Source organism: Micromonospora echinofusca (assembly GCF_017614955.1).
GTDB lineage: Bacteria > Actinomycetota > Actinomycetes > Mycobacteriales > Micromonosporaceae > Micromonospora > Micromonospora echinofusca_A.
Map to the genome: position 1 here is coordinate 1 of NZ_WVUH01000013.1, position 18,133 is coordinate 18,133.

Annotated in this window: 20 protein-coding genes; 12 read left to right on the plus strand and 8 right to left on the minus strand. The window is 71.5% G+C overall.

What is annotated here, in order from left to right; genetic code table 11:
- The first annotated feature begins 61 nt into the window (after positions 1-61).
- Positions 62-454 carry a PPOX class F420-dependent oxidoreductase gene (locus GSF22_RS03360; protein WP_208811233.1) on the plus strand — a complete coding sequence of 131 codons (393 nt, stop codon included), beginning with the start codon at positions 62-64 and terminating at the stop codon, positions 452-454.
- Positions 455-508: 54 nt separating this feature from the next.
- On the opposite strand, the gene ku is transcribed toward GSF22_RS03360, so the two are convergent.
- A complete protein-coding gene (gene ku, locus GSF22_RS03365) occupies positions 509-1,594 on the minus strand; it encodes a non-homologous end joining protein Ku (protein ID WP_208811234.1) in 1,086 nt (361 codons plus the stop codon).
- A gap of 249 nt (positions 1,595-1,843) precedes the next feature.
- Here ku and ligD (GSF22_RS03370) point away from each other — a divergent pair, with 249 nt between their 5' ends.
- Genes ligD (GSF22_RS03370) through GSF22_RS03385 form a run of 4 tightly spaced genes read left to right on the plus strand, consistent with a single transcriptional unit; the run spans position 1,844 to position 4,525 of the window.
- A complete protein-coding gene (gene ligD / locus GSF22_RS03370; protein WP_208811235.1) occupies positions 1,844-2,785 on the plus strand; it encodes a non-homologous end-joining DNA ligase in 942 nt (313 codons plus the stop codon).
- Entirely contained in the window at positions 2,775-3,695 is a 921-nt protein-coding gene (gene ligD, locus GSF22_RS03375) for a non-homologous end-joining DNA ligase (RefSeq protein ID WP_208811236.1), read from the plus strand. Before ligD (GSF22_RS03370) ends, ligD (GSF22_RS03375) begins: the two co-directional genes overlap by 11 nt.
- 57 nt (positions 3,696-3,752) lie before the next feature.
- A complete protein-coding gene (locus tag GSF22_RS03380) occupies positions 3,753-4,088 on the plus strand; it encodes a type II toxin-antitoxin system RelE/ParE family toxin (protein ID WP_208811237.1) in 336 nt (111 codons plus the stop codon).
- Positions 4,085-4,525 carry a helix-turn-helix domain-containing protein gene (locus GSF22_RS03385; RefSeq protein ID WP_244365969.1) on the plus strand — a complete coding sequence of 147 codons (441 nt, stop codon included), beginning with the start codon at positions 4,085-4,087 and terminating at the stop codon, positions 4,523-4,525. The genes GSF22_RS03380 and GSF22_RS03385 overlap by 4 nt, the downstream gene beginning before the upstream one ends.
- Positions 4,526-4,561: 36 nt before the next feature.
- On the opposite strand, the gene GSF22_RS03390 is transcribed toward GSF22_RS03385, so the two are convergent.
- The 3 genes from GSF22_RS03390 to GSF22_RS03400 form a co-directional block, all read right to left on the minus strand.
- Positions 4,562-5,746, minus strand: a complete 1,185-nt coding sequence (locus GSF22_RS03390) for a hypothetical protein (RefSeq protein ID WP_208811238.1) — start codon at positions 5,744-5,746, stop codon at positions 4,562-4,564.
- A 68-nt stretch (positions 5,747-5,814) separates the two neighbouring features.
- Positions 5,815-6,108, minus strand: a complete 294-nt coding sequence (locus GSF22_RS03395) for a hypothetical protein (protein ID WP_208811239.1) — start codon at positions 6,106-6,108, stop codon at positions 5,815-5,817.
- Complete coding sequence (locus GSF22_RS03400; RefSeq protein WP_307803690.1) at positions 6,105-6,440, minus strand: DivIVA domain-containing protein; 336 nt, start codon at positions 6,438-6,440, stop codon at positions 6,105-6,107. The genes GSF22_RS03395 and GSF22_RS03400 overlap by 4 nt, the downstream gene beginning before the upstream one ends.
- Positions 6,441-6,791: 351 nt before the next feature.
- On the opposite strand from GSF22_RS03400, the gene GSF22_RS03405 reads away from it, so the two are divergent.
- Positions 6,792-7,010, plus strand: coding sequence for a GntR family transcriptional regulator (locus GSF22_RS03405; RefSeq protein ID WP_208811240.1), 219 nt, complete (start codon positions 6,792-6,794; stop codon positions 7,008-7,010).
- A 448-nt stretch (positions 7,011-7,458) separates the two neighbouring features.
- Positions 7,459-8,421, plus strand: a complete 963-nt coding sequence (locus GSF22_RS03410; RefSeq protein ID WP_208811241.1) for a zinc metalloprotease — start codon at positions 7,459-7,461, stop codon at positions 8,419-8,421.
- Between the two features lie 31 nt (positions 8,422-8,452).
- Here the strand turns inward: GSF22_RS03410 and GSF22_RS03415 are convergent, their stop codons facing one another.
- A complete protein-coding gene (locus tag GSF22_RS03415) occupies positions 8,453-9,115 on the minus strand; it encodes a TetR/AcrR family transcriptional regulator (RefSeq protein ID WP_208811242.1) in 663 nt (220 codons plus the stop codon).
- Positions 9,116-9,213: 98 nt separating this feature from the next.
- Here GSF22_RS03415 and GSF22_RS03420 point away from each other — a divergent pair, with 98 nt between their 5' ends.
- Positions 9,214-10,527, plus strand: a complete 1,314-nt coding sequence (locus tag GSF22_RS03420) for a DUF4386 domain-containing protein (protein ID WP_208811243.1) — start codon at positions 9,214-9,216, stop codon at positions 10,525-10,527.
- Positions 10,528-10,590: 63 nt separating this feature from the next.
- On the opposite strand, the gene GSF22_RS03425 is transcribed toward GSF22_RS03420, so the two are convergent.
- Positions 10,591-12,270, minus strand: coding sequence for a DNA repair helicase XPB (locus GSF22_RS03425; RefSeq protein WP_208811244.1), 1,680 nt, complete (start codon positions 12,268-12,270; stop codon positions 10,591-10,593).
- Between the two features lie 176 nt (positions 12,271-12,446).
- On the opposite strand from GSF22_RS03425, the gene GSF22_RS03430 reads away from it, so the two are divergent.
- On the plus strand, positions 12,447-13,316 hold the full coding sequence (locus GSF22_RS03430; RefSeq protein ID WP_208811245.1) for a L,D-transpeptidase family protein: 870 nt from the start codon (positions 12,447-12,449) through the stop codon (positions 13,314-13,316).
- Between the two features lie 46 nt (positions 13,317-13,362).
- A complete protein-coding gene (locus tag GSF22_RS03435; protein ID WP_439957735.1) occupies positions 13,363-13,641 on the plus strand; it encodes a hypothetical protein in 279 nt (92 codons plus the stop codon).
- Between the two features lie 2 nt (positions 13,642-13,643).
- Here GSF22_RS03435 and GSF22_RS03440 read toward each other — a convergent pair whose 3' ends face one another.
- On the minus strand, positions 13,644-16,130 hold the full coding sequence (locus GSF22_RS03440) for a helicase-associated domain-containing protein (protein ID WP_208811246.1): 2,487 nt from the start codon (positions 16,128-16,130) through the stop codon (positions 13,644-13,646).
- A 68-nt stretch (positions 16,131-16,198) separates the two neighbouring features.
- Between GSF22_RS03440 and GSF22_RS03445 the strand changes: the two genes are divergently transcribed.
- Both GSF22_RS03445 and GSF22_RS03450 read left to right on the plus strand, forming a co-directional pair.
- Positions 16,199-16,816, plus strand: a complete 618-nt coding sequence (locus GSF22_RS03445) for an HAD family hydrolase (protein WP_208811247.1) — start codon at positions 16,199-16,201, stop codon at positions 16,814-16,816.
- Between the two features lie 33 nt (positions 16,817-16,849).
- Complete coding sequence (locus GSF22_RS03450; RefSeq protein WP_208811248.1) at positions 16,850-17,236, plus strand: cold-shock protein; 387 nt, start codon at positions 16,850-16,852, stop codon at positions 17,234-17,236.
- On the opposite strand, the gene GSF22_RS03455 is transcribed toward GSF22_RS03450, so the two are convergent.
- Complete coding sequence (locus GSF22_RS03455) at positions 17,197-18,081, minus strand: 1,4-dihydroxy-6-naphthoate synthase (RefSeq protein ID WP_208811249.1); 885 nt, start codon at positions 18,079-18,081, stop codon at positions 17,197-17,199. The two genes, GSF22_RS03450 and GSF22_RS03455, sit on opposite strands and share 40 nt — an antisense overlap.
- Positions 18,082-18,133: the final 52 nt, after the last annotated feature.

Sequence of the window (18,133 nt, forward strand, 5' to 3'; positions counted from 1 at the left end):
CCCGAGAGGTCTGGGCAACGGTACCCGCCACGCCGGACGGCGCGGGGGTAGGTTCTCGGCCATGTCGATACTCACCGAAGAAGATGTCGCCCTGTTGTCCGAATCGCACCTCGCGCACGTCGGCACGGTCGAGCCGGACGGCACCCCGCACGTCACCCCCGTCTGGGTGGACACCGACGGCGAGCACATCCTGTTCAACATCGTCAAAGGCTGGGTGAAGTACCGCAACATCGCGCGCAACCCGGCGGTGGCGATCTCGGTCTCCGACCGGGCCAACGACTTCCGCACCCTGTGGGTCAAGGGCACGGCGGAACTCGTCGAGGAAGGCGCCGACGAGCACATCGACAAGATGGCCCGTAAGTACCTCGGCCGGGACCGCTACCCCCGGCGGAAGTCCGGTGAGCAGCGGATCATCGTGAAGGTGACGGTCACCCAGAAGCTCGGGCTGCCCTGACCGGCGGGCCCGCCGGCTGCGCAGGTGTGGCGTCGACCGGATCGGGGGTACCGGTCAGGCGGTCTTGCGGGTCGTCTTCCGGGCGCCGGCAGCCTTCTTGGCCGGCGCCTTCGCCGTCCCGGTGGCCTTCTTCCCGCCGTTCCCGTCCCCGGCTGCCTTCTTCGCGGCGGTCCTGGCGGCCGGCGCCTTCTCCGCCTCGGTGGCCTTCTTCCCGGCCGTCTTCTTCGCGGCCTTCTTCGCCGGTGCCTTCGCCGCCTTCCGTTCCTCGGTCTTCTGCTTCCCGGCCTGCTTCATCCCGGCCGCCTTCTGCGCCGAGCGGGCCGCCGAGATCGGGGTCGGTTCCCGACCGCCGGTCGGCTCGCCCCGGGCCGTCCGGGCCCGCTCCACCGACGCCTTCAACGCCGCCATCAGGTCCACCGCGGCGGCCGGCGCGCGTTCCTCCTCCTCGGGTGCGACGATCTCCCGCCCCTCCACCTTGGCGTCGATGACCTCCTGCAACGCGGCCCGGTAGTCGTCGGTGAAGGCGTCCGGTTGGAAGTCCCCGGTCATCGAGTCGATCAACGAGCTGGCCATCGCCAGCTCCGGCGGGCGGACCGTGATGTCCTCGCCGAGGAAACCGAAGTCGGGCTGCCGGATCTCGTCCGGCCAGAGCATCGTGTTGAGCAGCAGCACCCCCTCCCGTACCCGCAGGGTGGCGAGCTGCTCGCGCTGGCGCAGTGCGACCTTGACGATCGCCACCCGCTCCGAGTCGAGCAGCGCGTCCCGCAGCAGCACGTACGGCTTGGTCGCCGCGCCCTCCGGCTCCAGGAAGTACGCCTTGTTGTAGAGGATCGGGTCGACCTGCTCGGCCGGTACGAACTCCAGCACGTCGATCGCGTGGGAACTGGTCAACGGCAGGTCGGCGAAGTCCTCGTCGGTCAGGATCACCATCTCGCCGCCGCCGATGTCGTACCCCTTGGCGATGTCGTCGTAGGTGACCTCCTCGCCGCAGACCGAGCAGGTGCGCTTGTAGCGGATCCGGCCGCCGTCGGCCCGGTGCACCTGGTGGAAGCGGATGTCCTTCTCCTCGGTCGCGGAGTACAGCTTCACCCCGATCGAGACCAGGCCGAACGAGACGGCACCCTTCCAGATGGCCCGCATCTGCGCTCCCTTCCCCCGGTATTGACCAGGATCGCATCCGAACGAACCGGGCGCGACGGGTTCGCCGCCGATCTACAGTCGGTAAGAGCGAGCGGCAACAGGGCGGTGGCGGCGAGGCGGGGCCTGGCCGAGGGTGGCAAGGCGGAGGAGGAGGTCATGCCGGTGTTGCATGGCCGACGACGACAACGCCGCCAGCCGACGTGCCAGGGCGTGTCGCAGCCCCGCCAGTCCTGTTGTCGGTCGCTTTAAGTGCCCGGCGCACCGCTTCGGCCGATGCTCGCGATCACCGGGGAGCTGCCCGCAGGCCCCGGCTGGGCGTACGAGTTCAAATGGGACGGGGTACGCGCCCTCGCCGACATCTCCGGCGGCCGGCAGCACCTGTACGCCCGGTCGGGCGTGGAGATCACCGCCGCGTACCCGGAGTTGGGCACCCTGCACCAGCAGGTGGACGACGCGCTCCTCGACGGCGAGGTGGTGCTCTTCGGGACGACCGGGCAACCGTCGTTCACCGCGCTGGCCGAGCGGATGCACGTCCGGGACCGGCACCGGGCGGCCCGGCTCGCGGCAGCCGCCCCGGTCACGTACCTGATCTTCGACCTGCTCCGGTTGCGCGGCACCGACCTGACCGGCTGGCCGTACCACCGGCGCCGGGCGGCCCTGGCCGACCTCGGCCTCGGTGCGGCCCGCTGGGCGGTACCCCCGGACTTCCCCGACGGACCGGCCACCTACACCGCCGCCGGGGAACACGGCCTGGAGGGGGTGCTGGCCAAACGGGTCGACTCGGTCTACCGGGCCGGCGTGCGGTCCCCGGACTGGGTCAAGGTCAAACTGGAGGTGACCGGGGACTTCGTGGTCGGCGGCTGGCGTCCCGGCGCCCGGCGGATCGGTGGCCTGCTGGTCGGGGTGCCCGGACCGGACGGCCGACTGACCTACCGGGGCCGGGTCGGCGGCGGGATCGGCGCGGCCGTCGAACGGGAACTCCTCGCCGAGTTGGAGCCGCTGCGTACCTCCGACCCGCCGTTCCGGGGCGACGTGCCCCGGGAGGATGCCCGGGGCGCCATCTGGGTAAGACCCACCATCGTGGTCGAGGTGAAGTACGGGCAGCGCACCCCGGACGGGCGGCTGCGTTTCCCCCGGCTGCTGCGGCTACGCCCGGACAAACCCCCGGAGGAGGTCGACGATGCCGGCTGACACCCGGAAGACCCGCGTCGAGGTGGAGGGGCGGGAACTCGTCCTGTCCAACCTGGACAAGGTGCTCTTCCCCGAGGTCGGGTTCACCAAGGGTGAGGTGATCGACTACTACACCCGGATCGCCCCGGTGCTCCTGCCGCACCTCACCGACCGGCCGGTGACCCGGATCCGCTTCCCGAACGGGGTCGGCGACAAGTCGTTCTTCGAGAAGAACAAGCCGGCGTCGACGCCCGACTGGGTACGCGTCGAGACCCTGCCCGCCCCCGGCTCCTCGAAGGGCCGGGAGACCATCGACTACGTGGTCGCCGACGACCTGCCCACCCTGGTCTGGCTGGCCAACCTGGCCGCCCTGGAACTGCACACCCCGCAGTGGCGGATCGGCGCGCACCCGGACATGATGGTCGTCGACCTGGACCCGGGGGCGCCGGCCACGCTCCGGCAGTGCTGCCAGGTCGCGCTGCTCATGCGGGACCGGCTGGCCGCCGACGGGATCGACGCCTACCCGAAGACGTCCGGGAAGAAGGGCATGCAGCTCTGCTGTCCGATCGCCGGTACCCAGGACGCCGACGAGGTGTCGGCGTACGCCCACCGGATCGCCGCCGAACTGGAGCGGGAACACCCGAAGCTCGTCGTGTCGAAGATGGCGAAGAACCTCCGCCCCGGCAAGGTCTTCATCGACTGGAGCCAGAACAACGCGGCGAAGACCACGGTGGCGCCGTACTCCCTGCGGGCCCAGTCGATGCCGTCGGTCTCCACCCCGCTGACCTGGGACGAGGTCGAGGCCGGCGCGGCCGGCAAGCGGCCGGCGACGAAGCCGTACACCGCCGGGGAGGTGCTCGACCGGGTCGATAAGTACGGCGACCTGCTCGCCCCCCTCCGCACGCCCGGCCCGGAACTGCCGATCGGGTGATGTTGTCCGGCCACCGGGCGTCCGACATCCTGATAGCAGGCGTGTTATCTTGGCTGGGTGAACTGGGTCGTCCTCGTCCACCCGGAAGCCGACCTTGAGCTTGGCAAGATCGGCCCACGCGAGCGTGTGGCGATCCTCAACGCGCTCAAGAAACTTCAGGAGATTGGACCGACCCTCGGCTATCCCCACACGTCGGACATCAGAGGTGCCAACGCCCTGCGTGAGCTTCGCCCCCGCGCGGGCCGCTCCCCGTGGCGCGCCTTCTACCGTCAGATTGGTTCCGCTCTGGTGGTCGGCGCCATCGGCCCGGAGGCAGAGGTGGATCCCAGGGGATTCAGACGGGCGACCAGTAACGCGGAACAGCGCTTGGACGAGGTGGAGGAGGAAGCATGAAGCTTTCCGACATGAAGACCCTGGACCAGGTTGTTGCGGAGAATCGCCAAGACCCGCAGTTCCAGGTCGAGTGGGACCGGACTGCCTTCGCCCGGGCTGTCGCAGTCAGAGTCGTCGCCCACCGCACCCGGACTGGTCTGACCCAGCGGGATCTGGCCAAGGCCACCGGACTTACCCAGCCAGCCATTGCCCGGCTTGAGCGTGGCGATCACGAACCGTCGTTGGGGACGCTGGCCAAGCTGACGAAGGCCACAGGGCTCTCCTTCGACCTGAAGGTCGCGGACGGCGGCGTGGATCTGTCGATCCGGAGCGTCCAGCATCTGCGTAAGCGGGCCAGAGTCGTACGGGTGCCAAGGGGTGGTCGGTGGGTCTTCCGGGACACCGGCAAAGCGGCGCAGGCTCAGGAGGCGGCGCCCACCCGACGGATTGCCTCCTGACCTGTCCGCTCACTTTTTGGGTGGATCCCCGATTTCTCAGCCGGCGGGCCAGGTGGTGAACGAGATCCGGGCGTTCAGGTTGGCCGGTACGCCGAGATAGCGGTAGCAGTTGACCCGGATCTGGGTGTCGGCACCGAGGCTGGACCAGCCGACCAGGACGCAGTGCCCCCGGGGATCGCTGTCGAACATGCCCCGGTGCGCGTTGACGAAGGCGGTGCCGAAGGGGGTCGCCGTACCCGTGAACGTCATCATGTACTGCCCGACGTTGGTGCCGAAGACCGTGCCGGAGGTGCCGCCGTACCCGGGGAGGGTCGAGTTGTAGCTGTCCCCGGAGATCCGGCCGTCGCGGACCGTGTCCCGGTAGAGCGTGCCGCTGGCGAACCGGGGGCCGGTGGACCTGCCGAGCAGGTCGACCCGGGAGCCGTACGTGACGGTGAACCGCGAGTCGACCGGGTTGCCGGCCGCGTTGACGCACCACACCTCCCGGCTGTCCGGCCAGCCGGTCTGACAGTGCACCGCCCCGGTGGCGTACGCGGTCACGTGCGTCATCGGGAAGATCGGCGCCCCGTACTCGCTGTCCGGATTGCGGTTCATGTGGAACCGGTAGTGTCCGGTGCCGATCCGCTCGTAGGAGATCGGCCCGCCGGTGGAGTCGTACCGGTAGCCGTGGGTGATGGTCCGTAGCCCGGTCGGCACCGCCTGGTCGGTCCAGAAGTACGCCAACCGTCCCTGACCGATCTGCCGGACGTTCGTGTAGGTCGCGACGAACCGGCTGTCCACCGCCGCGCCGGTCGCCGCGAAGCAGCGGACCAGGATCTCCTGGTCCACCCCGCTCAGGCTGCGACCCCAGGCGACGACCGTGCAGTGGACCGGCCCGCCGCCGTACGCCACCACGTGCGCGACGCCACCGCTGGTGGCCGCGCCCTCCAGGACGACCGTGTACGCCCCGACGCCGGTCCGGCGGATGGTCACCGGGTTGCCGGTGGAGTTGGCGGTGTAGCCGCCGGTGATCTGGTACTCGGCGGTCGTGGGCGAGTGCGCCCAGACGGTGGCGGTCACCTCGGTCGCCAGGGTGCCGACCGGTCCGGCCGAGGCCGGTGCCGGCCCGGTCGCCAGTGACCCGGCCAGTACCCCGACCGACAGGGCGGTCAGCCCTGCGGTCAGTTCCGGGCCCCACCGCCGCAACCGCGATGCTCCGCTCCGCACACCCGACCACATCATCGTGACCTCCTGACCGTGGCATTCACGGCAGTGAGTGTGTCAGTCGTCCGCCAGCGCGTCGGCCGACGTCAGCGGAACCGGAGGGTGTTCCGTTGGTGGCGGACGATCCGCCGGGTGCACGGCACCAGGTGGTCGGTGGGCAGCGCACACCGTCCGCCGCCGGGCAGCAGCCGGTCGCAGTACACCCGGTGGCGTACGCCCTGACTGTCCTCCTCGGAGACGGTGACCTCGCCGGTGTCCACGGCCCGGGTGAGGCTGGCCAGGGCACGGGCGGCGGTCCGCGCGAGCATCCGGGCCCGGGCCAGGTCGGGCACGGTGACCGGCAGGTGGATCACCCATCGGGTACCCGGGGACAGGCTCATCGGCCGGCCAGTTCGTACGCGCTGGGGGCCTGGGCGGACTGCCACGCGCGGAGGGCGTCCTTGATGCGGGTGTTCTCCTCGCGGACGGCGGCCAGTGCGGTCTGCGCGACGGCGAGTTCGCCGGCGACCCGGTGCAAGAACGCGGTGACCTCGGTCGGGTCGAGCCCCTGGCGGCGGTGGTTGAAGCAGCGTTCGCGGACCTGCCAGGGCCGCAGCGGCGGGTACCCGGTGCGCCCGTCCACGACCGCGTCGGCGGTTGTCTCCGGTGGACGGTACCGGCGGTGGCCGGGCCGGTGGCGGGTGGACAGCAGTCGGCGCAGGAATCTACGCACGGCAGGGTCACCTTCCGTTTGGGCGATCTTGGTCTTGGTGGTGTTACCTGGATGGAAGGGGGTGCCCCTGCCAGTTCGGGTCCGGCAGGGTCACCCCCGCCCTGTCGCCGCAGCCTTCACCGGCGGGTACGGCGGCAGGGCCGTCCGGCGCGACGCGGGCCGTCCACGAAGGCGCCAACCGACCGCTTCCGCCACCTCGTCGCTGACGGTGACGCTACCGACACTGAACCACCTATGTCAACGTTGTCTGCTACCCATAATTCTTAGCTTTGTCTTCGTGGGCACATGCTTTGCCTATCTCGGACCGTCGATCGATACTGGGAGGGCCAACCGACTGCAAGGGGCCGTGACGTGCCTATTCCGCCCACGATGGACGAGTTGATCGATGATCTGCTGAAGCGGATCGAGGAAGGGGCATACCCGCCTGGCTCCCAGTTGCCCTCCGGTCGTGCCCTTGCCGCCGAGTACAACCTGTCCCAGTCGACGATCAGTCGCGCGATGGCGACGCTGCGGGAGCGGGGGATCCTGGTCGGGCGCCCGGGACGCGGCGTCTTCGTCGCCGAGAAGTAGGTACGCCGGAACGGGAGCCGCCGCCAGGGCCCCGTGGGTCTGCGCGGCAGGGGCTCCGATGGGCTGCCTGTCGCGCTGCTTCCTTTGTGCGTGCCCGACCGGTTGGCGCAGCAGCTCGGCTCTGGGATCGATCATTGCCGTGCTGACCGCGCCTCGGTTTCGCCCCACCCCCATGATCCACTCGGTTTCCAGGTAGTCGGGGTGTCCGCCCCGGCGCGATGGCCCGGTTTCCTGAAAACGGAGTGGATCATCGGGGGAGAGCTGAGGGCGGTGGACAGGCAGGCGGCGGGTTCGGCCGGTACGGATTCTGTCGCCTTACCGGCCCTGAGGGGCTGTTCATGACGTCGCCGACGTGTTGTCATACCGGAACGACGACGGCGCTGACCTCGTTGCGGAGGCCCCCGGTGATCCCGCTCGGCCTCCCCCCTCATGCCTGAAAGGTGCAAGGATGCACAGAAGACCCACCTTCCGACTGGCGGTCCTGACCGCTACCGCCGCCACCTTCCTGGCCGGCGGTGGTGCCTCCGGTGCGGCGATCACGGCGGCCCCCGCGACCGCCTCCCCGGGTGTCGAGGCGTGCGAGCCGGGCGCCGATGCGCACAGCGTGGCCCGGGTCGCCGAGGGCGCCACCGCCCAGGAGCCGGAGCTGTACTCGAAGAACGAGGCGAACGCCTACGGCGTGATCAAGGATGCGCCCCGGCTGGCCAACGGCAGCGTCACCGTGCCCACGGTCTTCCACATGATCTCCGACCACGAGCTGACCGCCAGCGAGAAGCAGCGGTGGAACACCATGATCGCGGCGCAGATGGAGGTGCTCAACGACTCGTTCGCGGGGCGTACCGCGCCGGACGCGGCGGACACGCCGTTCCGGTTCTCGCTCGTCGAGACCACCTGGACGGTGAACAGCGCCTGGTACACCGTCGTGCCGGGCAAGAACGAGCGGGACATGAAGAAGGCGCTCTACACCGGCGACTCCCGCACCCTGAACGTGTACGCGGCGAACATCGGTGGTGGCCTGCTCGGCTGGGCGTACTTCCCGAAGGGCTACAACAACGGCCGCGACTACATCGACGGCGTGGTGCTTCTGGACGAGTCGATGCCGGGCGGCACGGCCGGCAAGTACGCCCTGGGTGACACGCTGACCCACGAGGTCGGGCACTGGATGATGCTGGAGCACACCTTCGCCCACGGCTGCTCCGCCTCCGGCGACTTCGTCGAGGACACCCCGCGCGAGGCAGCTCCGCAGTTCAACTGCCCGGTGGGTGCGGACTCCTGCGCCGCCCCGGGGCTGGACCCGATCCACAACTTCATGGACTACACGCAGGACTCCTGCATGAACATGTTCACCCCGGGCCAGGCGGACCGGATGAGCGACGCCTGGGTCGCCTTCCGGGCCGGCGGCGCCGGCTGACCAGCCGCGTCGGGGGGCTGGCGGGTCGCACTCAGCAACCCGCCAGCCCTTCCCTGCGTGCCGCCAGCGCGTCGAGGATCAGGTCGAGGCCGAATTCGAACTGCGCGCCGAAGTGGTATCCGGGTTGTTGGACGTGCTGCGTGGCGAACTCGACCAGGTGCGGGTGATCGCCTGCCGGGAAGCCGTCCATGATCGAGTCTGCGACGGCGTTGGCGGTGTCTGCGCTGTCGAACGGCAGCGATGCCTCCTGCAGCACGAAGCCGTAGACGTACGCATCGACGATCGCGTACGCGTGGGCTGTCATCTCCAGCGAGAATCCGCCGGCCCGCAGCACGCCCAGCATGGCGTCGTGATGGCGCAGGGTGGCCGGCCCGGGGCTGGTCCGGGTTTCGACCAGGGCCAGCGCCCAGGGGTGCCGGGCGAGGACCGTACGGGCTGAGACGGACCGTCGGCGTACCTCGGTTCGCCAGTCACCACCCACCACCGGCAGGTCGATCTCCGCGAAGACACCGTCGACGAGGGCGTCGAGGAGTTCGTCCTTGTTGCTGATGTAGTGGTACAGCGACATCGGTTTGGTGTTCAGTTCGGCGGCCAGTGACCGCATGGTCAAGGCCCCCAGGCCGTGCGCGTCGGCGATACCGATCGCGGCCCGCAGTACCCGCTCGCGGCTCAGTTGCCGTGTTGGTCCACCCACCGCGTGGTTCCCACCCTCTTGACATTCCGTTGACCGGCTTCCCCGCCAAGCGTATCGTACTTAGTACGACGTACTTAGTACGAAAATTGGAGTTGACCATGTCCCTCACAGCAGCCGGCAGATACGCCGGCGCGTTCATCCTCTTGGCGTTCGGCTTCTACGGCATCGGCAGCGCTCTCGCCGGGCAGTTCGCCGGGACGGTGCTCGTGGTACTCAACTCCGTCATGGTGTTCGCCATCGGCGTCCTGGTCTTCCGGGTGCTGCGCCGACCTCATCCGGGGGCCGCCTGGACCTACCTCGTCGCGCGGGGCGCGGAGGCGTTCCTGCTCACCGCCGGGATCGTCCTGCTGGACCCGGTCGGTGCCGGCGCCGCCGACATCGCGTACCAGGTGGCCATGCTGGCGCTGGCGCTGGGCAGCCTGCCGTTCTGCCTGGCCCTCCACCGGCGGCGCTGGGTACCGCGCTGGCTGGCGATCTGGGGATTCGCCGGGTACGCGCTGCTGGCGACCGGCATGGTCGCCGAGCTGACGGGGGCCTCGGTCGGTGTCGTACTGGCGATCCCGGGAGGCCTGTTCGAGGTCGTCTTCGGCATCCTGCTGCTCGTCCGCGGCTTCGCACCCGCGACCGCCGGGCAGCCGGGCACCACCACCGGTAAGCCGGGCACCACCACCGGGCAGCCGGACGCAGCGACGGGTGTGGACGGTGACCTCCGGGCGAGCCGGTCGGCGCTGGCCGCCGGGCTCGGCCTGCTGTCGATGGCGGTCCTCGCGGGGCTGGCCACCTTCGGCGTCGTGGAGCGGATGGTCTCCGCCGACCCCGTCGAGACCACCACCCGGCTGCTGTCGCATCACCAGCTCTTCGTCTTCGCCGTCGTCGCCCTGTTCACGGTGGCCTGCCTCGACGTGCTGGTCGCCTGGTCGCTGCGGGCGTTCTTCGCCGACACCCACCGCGCCGTCGCGCTGCTCTCGGCCTCGTGCCGCACCGGGTACGGGGTCGTCTTCGCCGTCGCGATCACGCACCTGATCGCCGCCGCCGGTCTGCTGCACGACGGTGCGGCGACCGACCGGAACAGTCAACGGGTGTACGCGCAGATCACCGGATTCCAGGACGTCTGGAGCCTGGGGCTGATCGTTTTCGGTGTCCACCTGATGCTGGTCGGGTGGCTGGCCTGGCGGTCCCCCACGGTGCCGACGTGGGTGGCGGTGCTCGTGGCGATCGCCGGTGCGGGCTATCTCGCCGACTCGATCGGAGTGCTGGTCTCGGCCGGGTACGCGGTCGAGGTCACCGCGGTCACGTTCGTCGGCGAGGTCGTCCTCATGGTGTGGCTGCTCGTGTTCGCCGCGCGGTCACCCCGCCGTCGCCGGTCCACCACCACCGAAGGGGATCCGGCCCGCCCGTTGCAGCCCGCATGACGGTCGTCGCGGTAGGTGCCCGGCCCGGGGTCGTCCGATCCCGGGCCGGCCCGATCCCACCCGTCAGTCGACCGTGGGCAGCGGCGGACCGAGGACGTCGTCGGCGTCGACGATCGTGTACGCGTACCCCTGCTCGGCCAGGAAACGCTGCCGGTGCGCCGCGTACTCCGTGTCGATGGTGTCCCGGGACACCACCGTGTAGAAGTGCGCCTGCCGCCGGTCGGCCTTCGGCCGGAGCACCCGGCCGAGCCGCTGCGCCTCCTCCTGCCGCGAGCCGAACGTCCCGGAGACCTGCACCGCCACCGCCGCCTCCGGCAGGTCGATGGAGAAGTTGCCGACCTTCGAGATGACCAGGGTGCGCAGCTCCCCGGAACGGAACGCGTCGAAGAGCCGCTCCCGCTCCCTGTTGGTGGTCGAACCCTGCACGATCGGGGCGCCCAGGTACTCCCCGAGCTGGTGCAACTGGTCGATGTACCCGCCGATCACCAGTACCTGCTCGTCGGTGTGCCGGTCCACCAGGGCCTTCACCACCGGCAGCTTGGTCCGCGCGGTCGCCGCCACCCGGTAGCGCTCCTCGGACTCCGCCGTCGCGTACGCCAACCGCTCCGCGTCGGTCAACGTCACCCGTACCTCGACACACTCCGCCGGGGCGATCCAGCCCTGCGACTCGATGTCCTTCCACGGCGCGTCGTACCGCTTCGGGCCGATCAGGCTGAACACGTCGCCCTCCCGGCCGTCCTCCCGGACCAGGGTGGCGGTCAGGCCGAGCCGCCGCCGGGCCTGGAGGTCGGCGGTGAACCGGAAGATCGGCGCCGGCAGCAGGTGCACCTCGTCGTAGACGACCAGCCCCCAGTCACGGGCCCCGAACAGGTCCAAGTGGGTGAAGGCGCCGCCGCGCCGCGAGGTGAGCACCTGGTACGTCGCGATGGTGACCGGGCGGATCTCCTTGCGCTCGCCCGAGTACTCGCCGATCTCCTCCTCGGTCAGCGAGGTGCGCGCGACCAGTTCCCGCTTCCACTGCCGGCCCGCGACCGTGTTGGTGACCAGGATCAGGGTGGTGGCCTTCGCCTCGGCCATCGCGGCGGCCCCGACCATGGTCTTGCCGGCGCCGCAGGGCAGCACCACCACGCCCGACCCGCCGGCCCAGAACGCCTCGACCGCCTCCCGCTGGTACGACCGCAGGCTCCACGCCGGGCTGCCGTCCTTGCCCGCCTCGGCCAGCTCGATCGGGTGCGCCTCACCGTCGACGTACCCGGCCAGGTCCTCGGCCGGCCAGCCCAGTTTGAGCAGCGCCTGCTTCAGCCGGCCCCGCTCCGACGGGTGCACCGCGATGGTGTCGTCGTCGAGTTTGGTGCCGAGCATCCCGGCGAGCTTCTTGCTCTTGGCGACCTCGATCAGCACCATCCGGTCCAGCGCCCGCAGCACCAGGCCGTGCGCCGGGTCGTTGACCAGCTGCAACCGGCCGTACCGGTCCATGGTCTCGGTGACGTCCACCAGCAGCGCGTGCGGTACCGGGTAGCGGGAGAACCGCAGCAGCGCGTCCACCACGGCCTCGGCGTCGTGCCCGGCGGCCCGCGCGTTCCACAGCCCCAACGGCGTCAGCCGGTAGGTGTGCACATGCTCCGGGGAGCGTTCCAGCTCGGCGAAGGGCGCGATCGCCATCCGGCAGGACTGCGCGTCGGGGTGGTCGATCTCCAACAGCAGGGTCTTGTCGGACTGGACGATCAGTGGTCCACCGCTCACGCCGATGTCTCCTCCCGCAGCCGCCGTGCACAGCCGCCGTACGCAGCCGCAACGGTCCTCCGGCCGACCCACCAGTCTTGCACGTCGGCGAGGTTGTCGAAAAAATCTCCTCACCGGGTGCAACCGGACGGGTACGGCTACGCGTCTAGCAGACGATGGCTGCGTCGGGAGGGCAGATGAGGAAATCACGTCCCACCGTTCGGGTGCTCACCCTGGCAGCGATCACGCTGTTCGGCGCCGGAGCGTGTACGCCCGAGCCGCGTAAGGACGGGGATCCGGCAGCCGGCCGCACCCCGGTCCGGGTCGCGGAGCAGAAAACGGGGGCGGGCGGCTCGCCCGGGCCGGACCAGCGGAAACGTCCCACCCCCACGGTCGCTCCGACCCGCAGCAAGCCGACACCGAAGCCGACCGCGAGCCGGCCGGCGCCCCGCACCACGACGGCGTCACCGGCCAGCGGCTGCCCGCAGGGCGAGCACCAGCGGGCGGTGGAGACCTACCTCGCCCAGCTCGGCGGGTTCGGCCCGGTCACCGTCGACGGCCGGCAGTCCGCCGCCGACTGCGCCGCGATCAAGAAGTTCCAGCAGCGGTACGACATCCGCCCGGCCGTCGGACGGGCCGGCCCCACCACGTACGACGTGGCGAAGCGGCTGGCCACCACGGACGTGCGGGCCTGCCGGGCCGGTTCGGGTACCACCTTCTGCATCGACCTGACCCGGCAGACCACCTGGGCGATGCGGGACGGCAAGGTGATCATGAAGCCGACGGTGACCCGGACGGGCATGCCCGGCTACGCCACCCCGGCCGGCACCTTCAAAATCAACTTCCGGAACGTGAAGGAGTGGTCCGACCCGTACGAGGTGTGGCTACCGTACTGGCAGCACTTCACCCAGGGCATGGGCTTCCACCAGACCACCACCTACCTCCACGACAAGGCGATCGGCTCACACGGCTGTGTCAACTTGTTGCCAGCCGACGCGGTACGCATGTGGGAGTTGGGCAAGGTGGGCACGACGGTCAAACTCATCGGGCGCCGCCCCGGCACCTGAGGAAGTGTCACTGTTGACCCTGACGACGGGTGGACGGGAGGCACAGGTGACAGTTGACCGGGACGTGACCCGCGACGGTTCCACCGGACTGCCCGACCCCGGTACACCCGGCCAAGGGAGCGGGGCGGGCAGCGCGCCGGTGAGCCGGGCCACCCTGGCGGCGTACGCGGTCGCCGCCGTCGGACTCGTCGGCTGGTTCCTCTTCGGCTGGCTGGTCCTCCAACAGGGATTCGTCTCCTCGGTCGGGGAGGCCGTCGGCACCGCCTTCGCCCTGCTGCTCGCCGTGTCCATCGTGGGCACGGTCCGGCGCAGCCGCCGCGACTGACCTCACTCGTCCAGCACGGCCGCCGTGATCCGGTGCAGCGCGAACGTGTGCAGCATCTCGGTGCGCTCGTCCTCGGCCCGCAGGTAACCCGCGCCGATCGACACCGGCCGGACCAGCCGGGACGCGGTCGCCCCGTGCGCGTCCACGTACCCCACCCACACCTTCAGTTTGTCCCGGACCGCCTGCTGGAGTACCGCCAGCGCCTGGGTGTGGTCGTGCATGCTGCCCGCCCCGCTCGGCCCGGTGGCCCCGCGTACCGTCTCCGGCACCCGCCGGGCGGCCCGGGCCGCCGCGTCGCCCCGGCGGATCTGCTCCACGATGCCGAGCAGCCGGGGCGTACTCAACTGCGGGGTGGTCGACGGGTCGACCACCCGGGTCGCCACCGACACCCGGGCCGGCGCCCGCCGCGCCTTCGGCCGGGTCAGCACCGCCGCACCCGAGGCGTCCTCCGGCACCGGGGCGTACCCCGCGTCGCGTAACGCGTTCAGCATCCGGCCCACCTGGAACGCGGTGACCAGCACCGTCGGTGCCAACCGGCGCAGGCCCAGCGACTCCAGCCGCCGGTCCGCCAGCACCTCGGTCAGCAGCCCCTCGTCGTCGCTGCGCAGGTACGCGCCCGCCGACCCGACCCGTAGCCCGCCGTGCCGGCGCGCCATGTCGTCCACCAGGTACGTCAACGCCTGCGGCACCGGGGTACGGGACCGCCGCCGGAACAGCCCGTGCAGGTCGTCGGCCGAGTACCCGGCGTCCAGGGCACGCCGCACACTGGCCGGGGTGACCCGGTGCACGCTCGCCCCGCCCGCCGACTCGGGCTCGGTCACCGCGTCCAGTTCGGCGGCGAGCGTCGGCTCGGGCGGCCCGGGTACCACCACGCTCAGATCCGCCTGGACGAGGAAGTGGTCGACCGGGGTGGGCAGCAGCGCGTCGAGGGCACGGACCGCCGTGGACGCCTCACCCGGGCCGGCGTCGGCCTCCGGCCGGATGCCCAGCGGGTCGTCCGTGGAGGCGGCGGCCCGGGCGTCCGCAGCGGCCAGGTCGGCCAGCAGCAGCCGGCCGTACGAGGTGAGCGCACCCAGCCCGGTCACGCCGAGCCGGGCCGCCTCGACCAGCACCTCACGGTGGGCCGCCTCCCGGCCCCGGCTGCGTCGCGGGGACCGCCAGTCCAGCAGCGCCAGCACCTCGTCCGCCCCGGGCGCGGTACCCGCCGGCAGGTCGGCGAGGACCGTCAGCACCGCCCGGCGGGCGGCCGGCGCGGCGGCCCGTTCCGCCTCCGGTGCCAGCGCGTTGATCGGTCGGTCCCGGTCGTCGCGCTGCCCGACCAGCCCGACCTGACGGGTCATCGTCAACCAGGCCCGGATGAGCTGCTCCCAGCGCCGGGCCAGGGAACCGGCCCGCCACAGCTCGTACCCGGCGGTGGGCAGCACCTGCTGGTCGGCGCCGGTGCGGGTGGTGGTGGCCCCGGGCAGGTCCAGTTCACCGGCGAGCCCGGCCGCGTACATGGTCTCCAGCAGCAGGGCGGTGGTCGGCTCGTCCACCCCGACGGTCCGGGCCAACCGGCGCAGGTCGCGTACCCCGATCCCGCCGGACCGCAGGACCGGTGCCGGCTCGACGGCCAGCGCCTCCAGCAGTGCCTCGGCGTGCCGTACCAGTTCCAGGGCCTGCCCGGCCCCGGCGGAGTCGGCGGCCTTCGGCTCGCGCGCCGGGCTGTCCGGCACGGGAGGCTGCGGGTGCAGCGGCCCCAGCGGCCCGGTCTCCCGGCGGAGCAGCAGCCCCAGTTCGCGGGGGAGTTCGACGGCGGCCTCCCCGGTGCCGCCCGCGTCGGAGATCACCACCAGCAGGCCCTGGTCGACCAGCCAGCGCACCGGGGAACCGGTGGGTGCCCCACCGTTGACCTCGTCGGCCGGCAGGTCCCCCTCGGCGCCGGCGGGCACGGCGCGCAGGGCGCCGGGCGGGAGCGTGCCGACCGGCGGCCCGGCGGCCAACCGGTCGAGGATCTTGCGGGCCGCCGGTGGGGCGGCCAGCACCGTCCGGCGCAGCCGGGCCGGGTCCGCGCAGAGCGCCGCCGTGCCCGGGTCCAGCTCCGCCGCCGGTCGGCCCAGACCTGCCGGGTACGGCGGGGACACCTCGTCGACCCCGGGCACCACCCGCAGCGCGTCCGCCGGGCCGTGCAGCAGGAACAGGGCCCGCAGCCGGTCCAGTGCGGCACGTACGGCGGCCGGGTCGGTGCCGCCGGCCAGGTCCAGTACCGCCCGGACCGAGGTCGGCCCGTCGGCCGGCTCCCGGGTCAGTCGGGCGGCGTCCAGGATGCGCAGGGTGAACTGGTCCAGCCCGTCCAGGGCGCGGGCCACCGAGACCCGGGACTGGGCGCGTAGGGCCAGCGCGGAGACGTCGGCGGGTACCGGCACGACGAGATCCGGCCGCAACCGGAGCAGGGCGGCCAGCGCGTCGTCGGACAGGGTCCGCAACTGGTCGGCGAGTGAGGTGGTCATCGTCGTTCCACGCTATCCGGCCGGAAGCCGCTCGGCCCGTCGGACGTCCGGCCGGATAGGTTCGGCCGGTGTCCCCTCTTGTGGTCGGATTCGACCTTGACATGACCCTGGTGGACTCCCGTCCCGGGATCGCCGCCTGCTACCACGCCCTGACCGCCGAGACCGGGGTGTACGTGGACGCCGACGCGGCGGTGTCCCGGCTCGGCCCGCCGTTGCGGACCGAGATCGCCCGGTGGTTCCCGCCGGAGCGGGTCGAGGCGGCCGTCACCCGGTACCGGGAGCTGTACCCGGCGTACGCGATCACCCCGACGGTGCCGCTGCCCGGCGCCGTCGCGGCCCTCGCCGAGGTACGCGCGCAGGGCGGCCGGGTGGTCGTGGTCACCTCGAAACTGGGCCGGCTCGCCCGGCTGCACCTGGACCACCTCGGGATGGCGGTCGACGAGGTGGCCGGTGACCTCTTCGCCGAGGAAAAGGCGACCGCGATCAGCCGGTACGGCGTCGGCGTCTACGTCGGTGACCACGTCGCGGACATGGTGGCCGCCCGGACCGCCGGTGTGCCCGGGATCGGGGTCACCACCGGGCCCTGCGGTGCGGACGAACTGACCGGTGCCGGAGCCCGACTCGTGCTCGATGATCTCACCGGATTCCCGGCGGCGCTGGCGGGCCTGATCCGGCTAGCCTGGTGACATCAGCAGTCTCCTACGAAGCAGGGGTTCTCAGTGCCGACGGGTCGAGTGAAGTGGTATGACGCGGCCAAGGGATACGGGTTCGTCACCAGTGACGAGGGTGGCGACGTGTTCCTGCCGAAGACCGCGCTACCGGCGGGGGTCACCGATCTGAAGGGCGGTCAGCGCATCGATTTCAGCGTGGTGGACAGCCGCCGGGGCGCCCAGGCGATGGGGGTCAAGGTGCTGGACGCGCCGCCGTCGATGGCCGAGCTGCGCCGTCGTCCGGCCGAGGAGCTGCACGGGCTGGTCGAGGACATGATCAAGGTACTGGAGGCCAAGGTCCAGCCGGATCTGCGCCGGGGTCGGTTCCCGGACAAGAAGACCGCGCAGAAGATCGCTCAGCTCGTCCACGCGGTCGCCCGCGAGTTGGAGATCTGAGGCAGCCGGGGGGTCAACCCCGCGTCGGCGGCCCGGCGCAGCAGGGCGTCCACCGCCGCGTGGCCCTCCGTCCCCAGGTCGGCGGTGAACTCGTTGACGTAGAGCCCGATGTGCCGGTCCACCACGTCGGGCTCCATCTCCTGGGCGTGGGCCAGCACGTAGTCCCGGCTCGCCGCCGGGTCGGCCCACGCCTGGCGCACCGAGGCGCGGATCCACCCGGCGGCGGCCACCGGGTCGACCGTGCCGCGCCGGGCCAGGATGGCGCCGAGCGGGATCGGCAGGCCGGTGTCCCGCTCCCACCATTCGCCGAGGTCGACCAGGGCGGTCAGCCCGTGCCGGGGGTAGGTGAACCGGGCCTCGTGGATCACCAGTCCGGCGTCGTACCGGCCGGCGGCGACGCCCGGCATGATCTCGTGGAACGGCACCACCTCGATCCGGGCCGGGGGACGGCCCGCCGACCAGAGCCGGAAGAGCAGGTACGCGGTGGTCCGGTCACCGGGTACCGCGACGGTGGCGCCGGTCAGGTCCGACCGGTCGGCCCGGGTGGTCCGCTCGGCGTCGGCGGCCGTGCCGGTGCGGTCGGCCCGGGTGAGCACCAGTGGGCCGCAGCCCCGACCGAGTGCGCCGCCGCAGGGCAGCAGGTGGTAGTCGTCGAGCAGCCAGGGCAGCGCCCCGTAGCTCACCTTGACCAGGTCGAAGGCGCCCCGCTCGGCGGCGGTGTTGGTGACGTCCACGTCGGCGTAGGTGACCTCGACCGGTGGTGCCCCGGGCACCCGGCCGTGCACCAGGGCGTGGAAGACGAAGGTGTCGTTGGGGCAGGGCGAGATCGCCAGCGAGAGCGTCACGCCCCAACCGTAACCGCACGCCCCGTACGGCGGTCGCGCCGCTACCCGGCCG

Excerpts from the sequence above, each read along its gene's own strand:
- GSF22_RS03360 (WP_208811233.1), top strand. The coding sequence starts at position 62 with ATGTCGATACTCACCGAAGAAGATGTCGCCCTGTTGTCCGAATCGCAC.
- ku (WP_208811234.1), bottom strand. The coding sequence starts at position 1,594 with ATGCGGGCCATCTGGAAGGGTGCCGTCTCGTTCGGCCTGGTCTCGATC.
- ligD (WP_208811236.1), top strand. The coding sequence starts at position 2,775 with ATGCCGGCTGACACCCGGAAGACCCGCGTCGAGGTGGAGGGGCGGGAA.
- GSF22_RS03385 (WP_244365969.1), top strand. The coding sequence starts at position 4,085 with ATGAAGCTTTCCGACATGAAGACCCTGGACCAGGTTGTTGCGGAGAAT.
- GSF22_RS03390 (WP_208811238.1), bottom strand. The coding sequence starts at position 5,746 with ATGATGTGGTCGGGTGTGCGGAGCGGAGCATCGCGGTTGCGGCGGTGG.
- GSF22_RS03395 (WP_208811239.1), bottom strand. The coding sequence starts at position 6,108 with ATGAGCCTGTCCCCGGGTACCCGATGGGTGATCCACCTGCCGGTCACC.
- GSF22_RS03410 (WP_208811241.1), top strand. The coding sequence starts at position 7,459 with ATGCACAGAAGACCCACCTTCCGACTGGCGGTCCTGACCGCTACCGCC.
- GSF22_RS03420 (WP_208811243.1), top strand. The coding sequence starts at position 9,214 with ATGTCCCTCACAGCAGCCGGCAGATACGCCGGCGCGTTCATCCTCTTG.
- GSF22_RS03430 (WP_208811245.1), top strand. The coding sequence starts at position 12,447 with ATGAGGAAATCACGTCCCACCGTTCGGGTGCTCACCCTGGCAGCGATC.
- GSF22_RS03440 (WP_208811246.1), bottom strand. The coding sequence starts at position 16,130 with ATGACCACCTCACTCGCCGACCAGTTGCGGACCCTGTCCGACGACGCG.